This is a genomic window from Mesorhizobium ciceri biovar biserrulae WSM1271 (assembly GCF_000185905.1).
GTDB lineage: Bacteria > Pseudomonadota > Alphaproteobacteria > Rhizobiales > Rhizobiaceae > Mesorhizobium > Mesorhizobium ciceri.
The window spans coordinates 4976019-4990485 of the sequence record NC_014923.1; the positions used below are offsets into that span (position 1 = coordinate 4976019).

16 protein-coding genes are annotated in these 14467 nt (G+C 62.2%); 11 read left to right on the plus strand and 5 right to left on the minus strand.

Going from position 1 to position 14467, the window contains the following annotated elements; genetic code table 11:
* The 5 genes from MESCI_RS24280 to MESCI_RS24300 all read left to right on the plus strand — a co-directional run bounded on the left by MESCI_RS24280 (position 1) and on the right by MESCI_RS24300 (position 5143).
* Positions 1–1608 (plus strand): carboxyl transferase domain-containing protein, encoded by a 1608-nt coding sequence (locus tag MESCI_RS24280; RefSeq protein WP_013532608.1) that lies wholly within the window; start codon positions 1–3, stop codon positions 1606–1608.
* Positions 1609–1701: 93 nt separating this feature from the next.
* Positions 1702–2172, plus strand: coding sequence for a hypothetical protein (locus MESCI_RS24285; protein ID WP_318011939.1), 471 nt, complete (start codon positions 1702–1704; stop codon positions 2170–2172).
* A gap of 39 nt (positions 2173–2211) precedes the next feature.
* A complete protein-coding gene (locus tag MESCI_RS24290; protein ID WP_013532610.1) occupies positions 2212–2583 on the plus strand; it encodes a hypothetical protein in 372 nt (123 codons plus the stop codon).
* Positions 2584–2622: 39 nt separating this feature from the next.
* Positions 2623–2997 (plus strand): hypothetical protein, encoded by a 375-nt coding sequence (locus MESCI_RS24295; RefSeq protein ID WP_024505729.1) that lies wholly within the window; start codon positions 2623–2625, stop codon positions 2995–2997.
* Between the two features lie 163 nt (positions 2998–3160).
* Entirely contained in the window at positions 3161–5143 is a 1983-nt protein-coding gene (locus MESCI_RS24300) for an acetyl/propionyl/methylcrotonyl-CoA carboxylase subunit alpha (protein WP_013532612.1), read from the plus strand.
* Between the two features lie 91 nt (positions 5144–5234).
* Here MESCI_RS24300 and MESCI_RS24305 read toward each other — a convergent pair whose 3' ends face one another.
* Positions 5235–6356, minus strand: coding sequence for an ABC transporter substrate-binding protein (locus tag MESCI_RS24305; protein WP_013532613.1), 1122 nt, complete (start codon positions 6354–6356; stop codon positions 5235–5237).
* A gap of 392 nt (positions 6357–6748) precedes the next feature.
* Positions 6749–7015, minus strand: a complete 267-nt coding sequence (locus MESCI_RS24310; protein WP_013532614.1) for an SEL1-like repeat protein — start codon at positions 7013–7015, stop codon at positions 6749–6751.
* A gap of 446 nt (positions 7016–7461) precedes the next feature.
* On the opposite strand from MESCI_RS24310, the gene MESCI_RS24315 reads away from it, so the two are divergent.
* The 5 genes from MESCI_RS24315 (at position 7462) to MESCI_RS24330 (ending at position 11118) form a co-directional block, all read left to right on the plus strand.
* Positions 7462–7803, plus strand: coding sequence for a DUF2147 domain-containing protein (locus MESCI_RS24315; protein WP_013532615.1), 342 nt, complete (start codon positions 7462–7464; stop codon positions 7801–7803).
* Positions 7804–8027: 224 nt separating this feature from the next.
* Positions 8028–8186, plus strand: coding sequence for a hypothetical protein (locus MESCI_RS32360; RefSeq protein ID WP_023812838.1), 159 nt, complete (start codon positions 8028–8030; stop codon positions 8184–8186).
* A gap of 39 nt (positions 8187–8225) precedes the next feature.
* Positions 8226–8420 (plus strand): hypothetical protein, encoded by a 195-nt coding sequence (locus MESCI_RS24320; RefSeq protein ID WP_013532616.1) that lies wholly within the window; start codon positions 8226–8228, stop codon positions 8418–8420.
* A 116-nt stretch (positions 8421–8536) separates the two neighbouring features.
* On the plus strand, positions 8537–10000 hold the full coding sequence (locus tag MESCI_RS24325) for an AMP nucleosidase (protein WP_128278158.1): 1464 nt from the start codon (positions 8537–8539) through the stop codon (positions 9998–10000).
* 71 nt (positions 10001–10071) lie between these two features.
* Positions 10072–11118: an endonuclease/exonuclease/phosphatase family protein gene (locus MESCI_RS24330; protein ID WP_013532618.1), complete on the plus strand. Its 1047-nt coding sequence runs from the start codon at positions 10072–10074 to the stop codon at positions 11116–11118.
* A gap of 4 nt (positions 11119–11122) precedes the next feature.
* Here MESCI_RS24330 and MESCI_RS24335 read toward each other — a convergent pair whose 3' ends face one another.
* The 3 genes from MESCI_RS24335 to MESCI_RS24345 all read right to left on the minus strand — a co-directional run bounded on the left by MESCI_RS24335 (position 11123) and on the right by MESCI_RS24345 (position 13740).
* Positions 11123–11722 (minus strand): DUF922 domain-containing Zn-dependent protease, encoded by a 600-nt coding sequence (locus MESCI_RS24335; protein WP_013532619.1) that lies wholly within the window; start codon positions 11720–11722, stop codon positions 11123–11125.
* Positions 11723–11850: 128 nt separating this feature from the next.
* Positions 11851–13530 carry an electron transfer flavoprotein-ubiquinone oxidoreductase gene (locus MESCI_RS24340; protein WP_013532620.1) on the minus strand — a complete coding sequence of 560 codons (1680 nt, stop codon included), beginning with the start codon at positions 13528–13530 and terminating at the stop codon, positions 11851–11853.
* A gap of 63 nt (positions 13531–13593) precedes the next feature.
* Complete coding sequence (locus MESCI_RS24345; protein WP_155924989.1) at positions 13594–13740, minus strand: hypothetical protein; 147 nt, start codon at positions 13738–13740, stop codon at positions 13594–13596.
* Positions 13741–13750: 10 nt separating this feature from the next.
* Between MESCI_RS24345 and MESCI_RS24350 the strand changes: the two genes are divergently transcribed.
* Positions 13751–14395 carry a hypothetical protein gene (locus MESCI_RS24350; protein ID WP_013532621.1) on the plus strand — a complete coding sequence of 215 codons (645 nt, stop codon included), beginning with the start codon at positions 13751–13753 and terminating at the stop codon, positions 14393–14395.
* Positions 14396–14467 lie beyond the last annotated feature (72 nt).

Below are 14467 nucleotides of genomic sequence, written 5' to 3' on the forward strand. Positions count from 1 at the left end.
ATGGCCACGTTGCAAACCCAGATCTCCCCCTCCTCCGAAACCTTCCGTGCCAACGCCGAGCGCATGCGGGCGCTGGTCGCCGACATTGCGGAAAAGGCCGCCACCGTCGAGCTCGGCGGTTCGGAGGAAGCGCGTGAGCGCCATGTCTCGCGCGGCAAGCTTCTGCCGCGCGAGCGCCTTGCGCAATTGCTGGATGTCGGCTCACCCTTCCTCGAGATCGGCCAGTTCGCGGCATGGTCGATGTATGGCGAGGAGATCTCTTCGGCCGGCATGATCGCCGGCATCGGCCGCGTCGAAGGCACCGAGGTGATGGTCGTCGTCAACGACGCCACCGTGAAGGGCGGCACCTATTATCCGCTGACCGTGAAGAAGCATTTGCGGGCGCAGGAGATCGCACTGCAGAACAATCTTCCCTGCATCTACCTCGTCGACAGCGGCGGCGCCAATCTGCCCAACCAGGAGGAGGTGTTTCCCGACCGCGAGCATTTCGGCCGCATCTTCTACAACCAGGCCAACATGTCGGCATCAGGCATTCCGCAGATCGCCTGCGTCATGGGTTCGTGCACGGCGGGCGGCGCCTATGTGCCGGCAATGTCCGACGAGACGATCATGGTGCGCAATCAGGCAACCATCTTCCTCGGCGGCCCGCCGCTGGTGAAGGCGGCGACGGGCGAGGATGTCAGTGCCGAGGATCTCGGCGGTGCGGATGTGCACACCAGGCTTTCCGGTGTTGCCGACCACTATGCGCTGGACGACGACCATGCCCTCGCCATCTGCCGGCGCATCGTCAAGAACCTGAATCGGAACAAGACTGTAAGCCTGAACTCTAGGAGAGCGATTCCGCCGCTTCATCCGGCGGATGAACTTTATGGCATCGTGCCGACCGACCTGCGCCAGCCCTATGACGCGCGCGAGGTCATCGCGCGCGTCGTCGACGGTTCCGAATTCGACGAGTTCAAGCAGAATTACGGCACCACGCTGATCACCGGCTTTGCCCATCTCCATGGCGTGCCGGTCGGCATCATCGCCAACAACGGCGTGCTGTTTTCCGAAAGCGCGCTGAAGGGCGCGCACTTCATCGAACTGTGCTGCCAGCGCAAAATTCCATTGGTCTTCCTGCAGAACATCACCGGCTTCATGGTCGGTCGAAAATATGAAGCAGGCGGCATCGCCAAGGATGGCGCCAAGCTGGTGATGGCGGTTGCCACCGCCAGGGTGCCGAAGGTGACTGTCATCATCGGCGGTTCGTTCGGCGCCGGCAATTACGGCATGTGCGGCCGCGCCTATTCACCGCGCTTCCTGTGGATGTGGCCGAACGCCCGCATCTCGGTGATGGGCGGCGAACAGGCGGCAACGGTGCTTGCCATGGTCAAACGCGAAGGCATCGAGCGCAAGGGCGGAGAATGGAGCGCCGAGGAAGAGGCGAAATTCAAGAAGCCTATCCTGATGAAATACGAGCATGAGGGCCATCCGCTCTATTCGTCCGCACGCCTCTGGGACGACGGTATCATCGATCCTGCAAAGACGCGAGACGTGCTGGCGCTCAGCCTGTCGGCCGCGCTCAACGCCGAAATCGAGGACACGCGCTTTGGCGTGTTTCGGATGTGAGAATGGACGGTCAACTTCGACAGCCAAACGGCGGAACTATACCGGCAGGCCGTTGCTGCCGTGTGAAAAGGCTGAACTGTATGGACCAAGCGATTGGTCAGTATAGGCGGCTTCGAATCTCAAACAGTGAACTGGCGGGGGGACAAAATATTCGCTACTGTTTATCCAGCATGGGGCAATGGGGACGGGCTGGAAATGAAACTGAAATATTGCCAGGGAACGGCTGCTTCGATACTTTCCGCATTTCTAATATTAACGGCGACCGGCATCAGCTCGGCGGAATCGCTCGCAGGACGCAAGGGAGACGTGCGTTTTCCGCCGACCTTGGGTTCGGGCGAATGCAACGTTGCCTACAAGGGTTACGTCGCGGCGAGCGGCCATTCGGCCTACGCCACAACCTTTTATTCGCGCGTTGTCGACCTCTACATCATCTGCGGGACGAAGCTCAACGCGCCGTCCCAGAAGGCGGCGGAAGAGACGGCGCTGCGCAATTGCCAGGCCGGGTTGACACGGTGGAAGCTCAAGACCGCGAGTGGCGGCTGCGCAATCTCGTCATCGAAATAAGCAACCGGCCGAGACTTTTTTGCGAATGGGGGAAGCAGAATGAAATCCGGGACCTGCAAACGAGCAGCCACCCCCATAGTGGCAGGCTTGCTGATGGTGGCGGCCTCCACCGCTGCCATGGCCGGATCGCTGGCAGGCAGCAAGGGCGACGTGCGCTACCCGGTGACCATTCCTATAGGAACCACCGGGGGCTGCGGGAAGGCCTATGCAGCGTATCTCGCAGCCGCAGGCCATTCGGCTTTCGCGGCGACGCCAATCGTTCCGGCGACCGAGTACTTCGTTTGCGGCGTGAAGCTGAATGCATCGTCACAAAAGGCGGCGGCGGAACTGGCACTGAAATCCTGTCAGGCCAGCAAAAGCAAATACAAGGTTACCGTCGCCGGCGCCTGCAGCATCGCCGCGTCCAAATAGACCGGAAAGCGCCCGGTTTTTCTCCTTGGGGAAGACAAAATGAAATCCACGAATTCCAAGCGAACAGCCATGGCGATATTGGCTGTATTGCTGGTGTTCGCAGCATCCGGAGCGGGCATGGCCGGCTCACTGGCGGGAAGCGAGGGAGACAAGCGTTTCCCGCCGTACCTGCCGCGAAATCCCAAGGATCCCTGCACCAAGGCCTACAAGGCCTATGTCGCGGCCGGTGGCCATTCAGCGTACGCAACCACTCCCTACGCACGGATAATGTCGTCGTACATAGTTTGCGGCGGCCACCTCAACGCACCATCTCAAAAGACGGCCGAAGAGTTGGCGATGAAATCCTGTCAGTCCACCCGCGGCCACTACAAAGTCACGACCGGCGGCAGTTGCGAGATCGCGGCCTCGAAGTAGGTACAGCCGACCGCAAGGTAGAGCACTTCCCTGGTAAGGGAGAGGTTTACTCCGAGGGCTTAAAAGGCTCGCGAGACAGCACCCCCCTCTGTCCTGCCGGTCAGAGGGGGGTGTTCAAGCGCCATGCTTCCCATGGACTTCGAACCTTACATGCGGAGGCTCCATGTTCGCCAAGATCCTGATCGCCAACCGCGGCGAGATCGCTTGCCGTGTCATCCGTACGGCTCGGAAGCTGGGCGTGCGTACCGTCGCCATCTATTCGGATGCCGACGCAAAATCCCTGCATGTCGAGATGGCCGACGAGGCGGTGCATATCGGCGCCTCGCCCGTCGGCGAAAGCTATCTGCGCGGCGACAAGATCATCGCGGCGGCCCTGGCAACGGGTGCGCAAGCCATTCATCCCGGCTACGGCTTCCTGTCGGAAAATCCCGATTTCGTCGACCAGGTGACAGCGGCGGGGCTTATTTTCATCGGCCCATCCGCGGCCTCTATCCGTGCCATGGGGCTGAAGGACGCCGCCAAGCGGCTGATGGAAAAGGCCGGCGTGCCGGTCGTGCCGGGCTATCATGGCGAGGCGCAGGAGATCGTGCTGCTTGCCTCCAAGGCGCGCGAGATCGGCTATCCAGTGCTGATCAAGGCGCGCGCCGGCGGCGGCGGCAAGGGCATGCGCCGGGTCGAGCATCCCGATGAGTTTTCCGAGGCGTTGTCCAGCGCACGGCGCGAGGCGAAAGCCGCGTTCGGCGACGACCGTGTGCTGGTCGAAAAATATGTCGACAAGCCGCGCCATGTCGAAGTGCAGGTCTTCGGCGACAATTTGGGCAATGTCGTGCATCTCTACGAGCGCGATTGCTCGGCGCAGCGCCGCCACCAGAAGGTGATCGAGGAATCGCCGGCGCCCGGCATGACGCCCGCTTTGCGCAAGGCGATGACGGAGGCGGCAGTGAAGGCCGCCAAGGCGATCAATTATTCAGGCGCCGGCACCATCGAGTTCATCGTCGATGCCTCGCAGGGCCTGAAGGCCGACCGCTTCTGGTTCATGGAGATGAACACCCGTCTGCAGGTCGAGCACCCGGTCACCGAAATGGTCACCGGCACCGACCTGGTCGAGTGGCAGTTGCGGGTCGCGTCAGGCGAAAAGCTGCCCAAGACGCAAAGCGAGATCGCGCTCGTCGGCCATGCCTTCGAGGCGCGCATCTATGCCGAGGACGCGGCAAAAGGGTTCCTGCCGGCGACCGGTACGCTGCATCATCTGAAATTTCCGGATGCGGCCCCGCAAGGCGCCACGATTCGCATCGAGACTGGCGTGCGAGCGGGTGACGCCATCTCGCCCTATTACGACCCGATGATTGCCAAGCTGGTCGTCCACGCAACGGACAGGCAGGCGGCTCTGGAGGCGCTTGGCGCGGCGCTATCCCGGACCGAGATCGCCGGCTCGACCGTCAACACCGCCTTTCTTGCCGCTCTCGCCGCCGATCCGGATTTCGCCGCAGGCGATGTTGACACCAGCCTGATCGCCAGGCACCAGACGGCGCTGACCGAGGTCGCGCCGCCGACCGGCGAAACCATCGCTGCCGCGGCCGTTGCGGCCTCCGGCGCCGGAGCATCGCCGTCACCCAACGATCCGTGGTCGTCGCTTGCCGGTTATGCGCATTTCCACAGCGTGGCGCGACGCACACGTTTGAAGTTTGGCGAAGACGAAATCGTGGCGAAAGTTTCGGTGCGGCATGACGGGCGGTTCCAGGTGACGCTGGACAAGCCCTATGACGACACCAATTCGCATGATTTTCGCTCAACACCACGCCTCGCCCGCTGGCCAGGCCACATCACCCTGTTCGAAGGCGCCGTCGGCTACACCTTTACGGTGCCGGACCCGCTCGCACGAGCCGACGAGGCAGCGGCGGGTTCAGGCAGCCTGCGCGCGCCGATGCCGGGACTGGTCAAGCTGGTGCGCGTGGGAAAGGGCGATGCCGTGATCAAGGGTCAACCGCTGCTGATCCTGGAGGCGATGAAGATGGAACACACCATCGCCGCGCCGCATGACGGCGTGATCGCCGAGATCGCCACCGAGGGCGTGCAGGTGACCGACGGGACGGTGCTGGTACGGTTCGTCGAGGAACAAGCCGCTTCGGCCGCTGTAGCCAGCTGACGGTTCGAAAGGCAGACTACAGGGCAAACAAGAAAATGGCCGGGGACGACCCCGGCCATTTCCCTATGCTATTCAGTCGCCGGGCCGGCGATTACTGCGCGATCGGCGCATATTTTCCGTCATGCCACTGGTTGATGTCGTAGCTGGCATTCTTGAGATCGCCCTTCTCGTCGAAGGTGACATTACCGACGACGGTGCTGATCGGCGTGCCGTTCTTCAGCGCCTCGGCAACCTTGGCCGGATCGTCGCTGCCGGCACGCTTGATGCCTTCGGCGAATGCCTGGATGGTGGCGTATGAGAACAGCGTGAAGCCCTCCGGCACGAAACCGCCGGCCTTGATCTTCTCGACGGCTGCCTTGGCTTCCGGCTTTGCCTGCGGATCCGACGGGAAGACGAACATGGTGCCCTCGCCGGCCGGGCCAGCGACCTGCCAGAATTCCGGCGAGGCGATGGAGTCCGGCATGATCAGCTGGAACTTCAGGTTCTGTTCCGCCGACTGACGCAGGATCAGGCCAGCTTCAGGATGGTAGCCGCCGAAATAGACGACGTCGGCTTTCAAGTCCTTGAGCTTGGTAACGAGAGCCGAATAGTCCTTCTCGCCAGCGTTGATGCCGTCATAGTAGACCTCCTTGAGGCCGCCGGCATTCATCGTTGCCCTGACGGCGTCAGCCACGCCCTGTCCGTAGGCGCTCTTGTCGTGCAGGACGACGACATTCTTGCCGGCGAACTTCTTGGCGATCCATGGGCCGATGAAGGCGCCCTGCGCATCGTCACGCGTATAAAGGCGCATGATCGTCGGCCAGCCGGCCTTGGCGGCCGCGTCGGTCAGCACCGGGTTGGAAGAAGCCGGGCTCATCATCAGCGCGCCGGCTTCGGCATAGACGGCCGAGGCCGGAATGCTCGAACCCGAGCAGGCATGGCCGTCGATGAACTTGACGCCATCGGCGACGACGCGGTTGGCAACCGACACCGCCTGCTTGGGATCGCACTGGTCGTCTTCGATATCAAGCTTGATCATCGACCCGTTGACGCCGCCAGCGGCGTTGATCGCATCGGCAGCGGCCTGTGCGCCCTGCTTGAACTGATCGCCGATGGTGGCGAGCTGTCCGGTCATCGGGCCGATCACCGCAAAGGTGATATCGTCGGCGAATGCGACCGGCGTGCTCATCATCAGGCCGAATATGGCCGCGTTCAAAATACTCAATTTTTTCATGATGGTAGAACTCCTCCACTCACGCGCGGCCGCCCCGGCCACGCTTCTTCCAGAGAGGCGGGACAATTTCATCCTTCATTCGGCCTGTCTAGGCGCATTGGCGCCGCTCGATTGGGCCTGCAAGACGTCATCCACGCAAAAACCCACGCCAGCCTTGTTCCGGCTGGTCGTGGCTTTTTTGCCCGTCGAGCAATCTCCAGGCGCCCCGCCCCTAAAAATCCCGCTCAGCTTCCCTGTGTCGCGCACGACTGGGCCTTGCGGCCTGCCGCGTTCTTTCTCTTGCCCTCGTGACCGTCTTGCGCGGCCTTCAATTTCGCCGGGTCCGGCCGTCTGTGCGGCCTTGATCCCGGAGCTTCCCTGTCTTCGATAGGCCTGTCTGCGATTGGCAGATTTCAGTGCATGGTCATCCATTCGCGGGCTTCGCGAAGCGCCGTGGCGATCTCGACCTTCGACATGGCCGCCGACAGTTCCGAGCGCAGTTCCGCGGCGCGGGCCGAGCCCTTGATGGCGGCGATGTTGAACCATTTGTGGGCGGCAACGACATCGGTCTCGCAATCGCGGCCGGTCGCATACATCATGCCCAGTTCGAAAAGGATGTCGGCCTGGGCAGTTGCCCCCATGGCGCCGAAACCTGCTTCAAGCATTTCAAAACGTGCCATTTCAATCCCCTGTTTCCGGCCCCTGTCAGGCTCCCGAGAGCTGCCTTCTTTCGTCCTTGGCGGCTGCTCTTCCGATGCTTTCGAGAATGCCGTGCAGGCTTGAATCCGTCGTTAAATGGCGTGCTTAATTTGAGGAAAACAAAGCTAAAACAAGAGGTAAACGCGGAAATTCGTTAAGGATACAAAGCCAGCAATTCAGCCTGCTTGCGTCAAATTTGACGAAAATTTCCCGATGCCAATTCAAGACTTCGCTAACCACAGGAGACAAAGGCGATGCGCCGATCGTTTCATTTCCTTGGCCAGGAGGCGCATTCGGGGCCCTTCAAAATCCGAAAGTCTTCCGTTGCGGCACCGCTTTTGTTTTGCCGGGAGCTGGATTAGCTTACGTTTGCGTAAGCGGCAGACCGAGGCGGAGCATCCGGCCGGACATCTAAAGGGAGGAAGACATGTTTCGAAGAGTGAGCCTGGCCCTTGCGGCCACATTGATCATGGCCGGTGCGGCCTGGGCCGATCCGATCGAGGGCAATTGGAAGACGCAGGCCGGCGACACCGCAGCCATCGCTGGCGGCGGCTCGTTTTCCATCACGCTCAAGTCCGGCAAATATGCCGGCAAGACCATCGGCTCGCTCAAGGCGACGGGCGACAACAAATATGCCGGCAACATCACCGATCCGGCAAACGACAAGACCTATTCGGGCAAGGCGACATTGTCGGGCACCTCTCTCAAGATGAGCGGCTGCGTGCTCGGCGGGCTGATCTGCAAGAGCCAGACCTGGCACAAGCTCTGATCGAGCGCATCTTTCCGACCTGATGACGGGGCCCCGACGGGCCCCGTTTTCGTTTTGTCGACACATCCTGCGCCGGTGATGCTCGATGGAGGCCGGCGGCTATCCAACCGACGCCGGCGCCGTCGAAACCCCGTCAATCATCTTGAACCGCAGATGAACGCCGCCATCAGAGCCGGTTCAGTTGCATCAGGGCATTCTCCGGCGTGTTGAAGGAGACCGACCCAATGCTTGCTCGCCGCTTCACCATCGTCTGCCTGCTGGTGAGCCTGTTTGGAATGTTCTTCGCCATCCTCGTCGCTGAAGCGGGCCGTCCGGCCCGCGCCTGGGACGAAGCCAGTTCCAGAACCTGCCGCCTCGCCTGCCCCACCCATCTTCGCAACTGAACAAAGAAACCAAGACCTCGAAAAGAAAAGCTGAACGCCATGAACCGCATCGCCGCCAACGTTCTCAAGACCCTTCGGCTTCTGCCGCGGGCGGCGCTTATCCTGACGGTTCTGGCCGCTCCGGTCCTGGCCGTGCCGATGATGCGCGCTGACGCCGGCTCGACGATCGACGCACCGGCCCTGAAGAAGTCCGGCGTCGGCTTTGTGCTTCTGGTCAGCCTGCAGCGCGGTTGAAGAAAAACGGCGCTTTGGCCGCCTTCGGTCGCGACACCCCTCCCAAGTGCCGATCCAAGTCTCTATATTGAGCCATGGAAAAGCGAATCTACCCACAAGCCATCGAATCTGTCGTCATGCCGGAGCCTTTTGGCCGGCAAAGCTTTGATAGCGCTGAAAAGGCCGTCAAGGCACTGCAGGCGCTTTACGATCGCAACACCAGGTTCCTGCGCGACTCCTTCGCAGAATTGGCGGCAGCAGGCGGTGATAATGGCAAGCGCTACCGGGCCTTCTATCCGGAGATCGGCGTCACCACCAACTCATTCACCCAGATCGACTCGCGCCAGGCCTATGGGCATATGCCGACGCCTGGGCATTTTTCCACCACCATCACCCAGCCGGGCCTGTTCGAAAGCTACCTCGTCGAGCAGTTGCGCCTGATCATGCGCAATCATGGGGTTGCGGTCACGGTGTCGGAATCGACCACACCCATCCCGCTGCATTTCGCCTTCCTTGAAGGCACCCATGTCGACGGCGCGACGGCAGAGCGCATCAAGCGGCCGATCCGCGACCTGTTCGACGTGCCCGATCTCGACGGCACCGACGACCAGATCGCCAACGGCACCTTCGAAGTCGCCTTCGGCGAGCCGAGGCCTCTGGCGCCCTTCACGGCGCAGCGCATCGACTATTCGCTGCACCGGCTGTCGCACTATACGGCAACCACGCCGCAGCATTTCCAGAACTTCGTGCTGTTCACCAACTATCAGTTCTACATCGACGAATTCGTCGCCCGCGCCCGCGACCTGATGGCCAATGGCGGCGGCGGATACACGGAGTTCGTCGAGCCGGGAAATGTCATCACCAAGGGCGGGCAGAGCGCGCCCAGCGAAGGCGTTGCACCGCCGCGCCTGCCGCAGATGCCGGCCTATCACCTGAAGAAATCGGGACATGGCGGCATCACCATGGTCAATATCGGCGTCGGGCCTTCCAACGCCAAGACCATCACCGACCATATTGCGGTGCTGAGGCCGCATGCCTGGGTGATGCTCGGTCACTGCGCCGGCCTGCGCAACACCCAGGCGCTTGGCGACTATGTGCTGGCGCATGCCTATGTGCGCGAGGACCACGTGCTGGACGACGATCTTCCGGTCTGGGTGCCGATCCCGCCGCTGGCCGAGATCCAGGTGGCGTTGCAGGAAGCCGTCGCCGAAGTCACCGGCCTTTCCGGCTACGACCTGAAGCGCATCATGCGCACCGGCACCGTTGCCACCATCGACAATCGCAACTGGGAACTGCGCGACCAGCGTGGGCCGGTACAGCGTCTGTCGCAATCTCGCGCCATCGCACTCGACATGGAATCGGCGACCATCGCCGCCAATGGCTTCCGCTTCCGTGTTCCCTACGGCACGCTGCTGTGCGTTTCGGACAAACCGCTGCATGGCGAGTTGAAGCTGCCCGGCATGGCGACCGAATTCTACAAGCGCCAGGTGGCGCAGCACCTGACCATCGGCATCAGGGCTATGGAGAAGCTCGCGGAAATGCCGATGGAGCGGTTGCATTCGCGCAAGCTCAGAAGTTTTTCGGAAACGGCGTTCCAGTAGGCCGGTTCCACGCATCGCATGGGCATTTCGTCATCTTGATTGAGCCGCATTACTGCCGATAAGCAGGCGGCATGGAGAGAGCGGGCTTCGGGACATTGCTGATTTCGGTTGCATTCCTGGCAATGCTGGCCTGTTCGATCGCGCTGGTGGCCGGGTTTTTCGGAACGCTGCATCCCGCCTTCGATTCCTTCTCGCATTTCCGCGTCCATCTTGCCGTGCTGATGGCGCTTTGCGCGTTGCCGCTGCTGGCCACGACATTTCGACTGCAAGCGGCCGTGGCACTGCTTTTTGCCGTGGCGGCCTTCGCCACCACTTCCGGCTCGCTGTCCTTCTCCCGCTTGTGGCCGGTTCAGGCCGCCTATGAAGCCAAGAACGAAGACCGCGCGATCTACAAGCTGCTGCAGATGAACCTGCGCTACGACAATCCAACCCCGAAGAAGGTGCTGTCGCTGATCGGCCGGACCAATCCCGACGTGATCACCCTGGACGAGGTGTCGGCGATGTGGGCGACCGAGCTTGGCTATATCAGCAGCGCATATCCATACCGGATCCTCTGTCCTTACCCTAACAAGATATTCGGCGTCGCGCTGCTCTCGCGGCGGCCCTTTGCCGCCGGCACCGAGGCGCGTTGCGAAAGGCGTGGTGCCATGGCGACAGCGACCGTCGACTTCGGCGGCATCGACGTCGATGTCGCCGCGATCCATCTCAGCTGGCCCTGGCCACGCGAGCAGTACTGGCAGATCGGCGAGTTGACGGAGCCGCTTTCCGCGCTCGGCGAGACGGCCATCATGGCGGGCGACTGCAATGCCGCCCCATGGAGTGCCGCCGTGCGGCGGGTCGCGGCGCTTGGCGGGCTGACCGTCATGCCTTCCGCCGGCCCGACCTGGATCCACATCAGGCTGCCGGATTTCCTGCGGCGCTTCGCCGGCCTGCCGATCGACCAGGTTTTCAGCAAGGGCGGCGTGACTATCCATTCGGCGACACGGCTGGAAGACACCGGCTCGGATCACCTCCCGGTCATGGTGGAGTTCTCGCTCAGGCTGAACCAGCAAAAGCCGCTCGACGAACATGAAACCGCGACCGCGGCCATTGTCCAGGCCGGCAAGACGCCAGGCTGAAGGATCAGGGCCTGACCAAAGCGATGACGAGATGCTGGACATGGCCGCCGTCGCGATGCTCGCGCGCATCGAAAGCGAGCTGCTTGGCCTCATATGCGGCATTGGTGGCCTTGATGCGTCGCTGCGCCTCGCGACGTGTCTTGTAGCAGGACCGGTCGTCGGCAATCCTGAGGCCGGAGATGGATCGTTCCGTGGCCCGCATCATCTCCCTGGCGATGCGGCCATGGGTTTCCTCATGGGCGCGGACGCCGGCGAAGAACCGCGTCCAGCGCTTCCGGAGCGTCGGGGTGGTGGCCGAGGCGACACGCGGAAATGTGTAGAAGAGATTGAGCGTGCCGTTGGCACGCCGCAAGCGGCAGACGCCATTGTCCTGGCTGGTGTCGAGGTCCCAATCCACAGCGTAGCCGGTCAGCGCGATGGCATGCGTCATGAAGCCGTGCTTCGGCCCCTTGCGGTCCATAGCTTGGACTAGCGCCAGCCCCGTGTTCCCGGTGATGTCGTAGGTCCGCGTCTTGACCACCACCCTGGTGCCGGCCGAGGCCGCCGAAGCCAGACCGAACAGCGCACCGATCGCCACTAGGCATGCCAGAACCGTCAGGCGCATGGCCATCTCCTTATCGTCAAGGAATGGAACCATAAGCGCGCGGCAGTTTCAACAGTTCTAATGTTCCACATGCCACGGGAGACCCCGAGCCATCGTCGGGACCTTTGCACGCTGCGGCCGGCGCGGGCCTACATGCCCTGATAGACCGGGCCTTCTCCGCCTTGCGGCGGCACCCAGTTGATGTTCTGGTTCGGGTCCTTGATGTCGCATGTCTTGCAGTGGACGCAGTTCTGCGCGTTGATGACGAAGCGCACATCCTTGGCCGTGGGATCGGCGGCGGCGTTGCCGTCCTTATCGACCCACTCGTAAACGCCGGCCGGACAATAGCGCGTCGAGGGGCCCGCAAAGACATCGTGCTCGGAACGCTTCTGCAGCTCCATGTCGCCGACAAGCAGGTGGACCGGCTCGTTTTCCTCGTGATTGGTGTTGGACAGGAACACCGAGGACAGCCTGTCGAAGGTCAGCACGCCATCGGGCTTCGGATAGGCGATCTTCTTGTGCCGGGCGGCAGGCTCGAGCGTTGCGTAGTCGGCCTTGCCATGCTTCAGCGTGCCGAAGGGCGAGACACCGAACAGCGTGTTCAGCCACATGTCGAGGCCGCCAAGGCCGACACCGACGATGGTGCCGAAGCGCGACCACAGCGGCTTGACGTTGCGCACCTTCTTCAGATCCTTGCCGATGTCGGTCGCGCGCCAGGCTTCCTCGTAGGACGCGAGTTCGTCGTTGGCGCGCCCGGCGCCGATCGCCTCGGCGACATGCTCGGCCGCCAGCATGCCGGACAGCACGGCATTGTGCGAACCCTTGATGCGCGGCACGTTGACGAAGCCCGCGGCACAGCCCATCAGCGCACCGCCGGGGAAGGACAATTTCGGCACCGACTGCCAGCCGCCCTCGGTGATGGCGCGCGCGCCATAGCCCAGCCGCTTGCCGCCTTCGAACGTAGCCGCGATCGCCGGATGGGTCTTGAAGCGCTGGAATTCCTCGAACGGCGACAGCCAGGGATTCTTGTAATTGAGGTGGAGGACGAAGCCGACCGCCACCTGGTTGTCCTCGAGATGGTAGAGGAACGAGCCGCCGCCGGTCTTCAAGTCAAGCGGCCAGCCGAAGGAATGCTGGACCAGCCCCGGCCGGTGGTTCTCCGGCTTGACCTGCCAGAGTTCCTTCAGGCCGATGCCGTATTTGCCCGGTTCGCGGCCATCGGAAAGCTTGTATCTGGCGATCAGTTGCTTGGCGAGCGAGCCGCGAGCGCCCTCCCCGATCAGCACATATTTGCCCATCAGCGCCATGCCGGGTGCGAAACCCGGGCCGTGCGTTCCGTCCTTCTCGACGCCCATGTCGCCGGTAACGACACCGGTGACGGCGCCTTGCTCATTGTAGAGCAGGCCGGCAGCGGCAAAGCCCGGATAGATCTCGACGCCGAGCGCTTCGGCCTTGGTCGCCAGCCAGCGGCAGACATTGCCCAGCGAAACGATGTAGTTGCCGTGATTGTTCATCAGCGGCGGCATGAAAATGTTGGGCAGACGGAACGAGCCGGCAGGACCAAGGACCAGGAAATGATCCGCGGTGACCGGCGTCTTGAAGGGATGGCCGTCCTCGTCGCGCCAGCCCGGCAAGAGCCGGTCGATGCCGATCGGATCGACGACGGCGCCGGAGAGAATATGGGCGCCGACCTCACCGCCCTTCTCCAGGACGACGACCGAAAGCTCGGGATTGACCTGCTTGAGGCGGATGGCGGCGGCGAGGCCCGCCGGACCGGCACCGACGATAACCACGTCGAATTCCATGCTTTCGCGTTCGATGTCGCTCATCAACCCCTCCGCACTGGCTTATCCCATTCGGGTATCTTGCTGGCTCCCGCGCTGCATAGCGCATCAATTGACGACAGGAAACCGGCGCATACGTGACAATGCCGTTTTGGCCAAAAAGTCGCGCATTGCGAGGCTGGAAGACTGCTTTTCGCCTGGCATTGCCTGCGGGGCGCGCGTTTTTAATTGTTCGACGGCTTGCTTATCGGCCATACTTCACGCCATGCGCTTTCCTGGGCCAGCCGGCTTTTCATCGACGCGCTTTCTTTTCCCGCCCGGCCGGATCCGCCGGGCGCTCCTTTTGGCCCTTCTGATGCTGGCGCCGCATCACGCTGCCGCCGACGAAGTGAAGGTCTGGGCGGCGGGCGCCTACTCCTTCTCCGACGAGCTTGGCGGCTTCCACATCACCGGCGCCTCGGGCATCGGCACGAAGGACGATCCGTTCGTCATCACCGAAGAGCTGACTTCGTCAACGCCGGTGACGCTGACGATCCGCACGACAAAGCCGATCCAGGCCTTCGGCAAGGCCGGCGAATTCGCCAACGGCATGATGTATATGCGCATCGAGGTGCTCAACAATAGCGGCCAGGCCTGGGTCGAATTCCAGTTCGAATTGCAGGAGATCCTGAACCAGCCGAGCGTGTTCGGCGACGGGCTTTCCTTCGACCAGCGCAACAAGACGCCGGACAACATCCGGTCGAGCAATTTCGCCGATTTCGATCGCGATTTCGAACCCTATGACCGGCTGCTGTTCAGGAATGGCAAGGTCGACCCGCTGAAAACCGCCAGCTTCGAATTCCTGATGACCGACTACACGCCCAGATGGACCTTCTACCTGGTGCAGGATCCGCGCATACCAACGGGCTGACACGATAGGAATTTTTTCTTGACTCGGTGAGCTCAGCTATGGTACATTTTTGCCTATGGTGCTGAGTTGCGC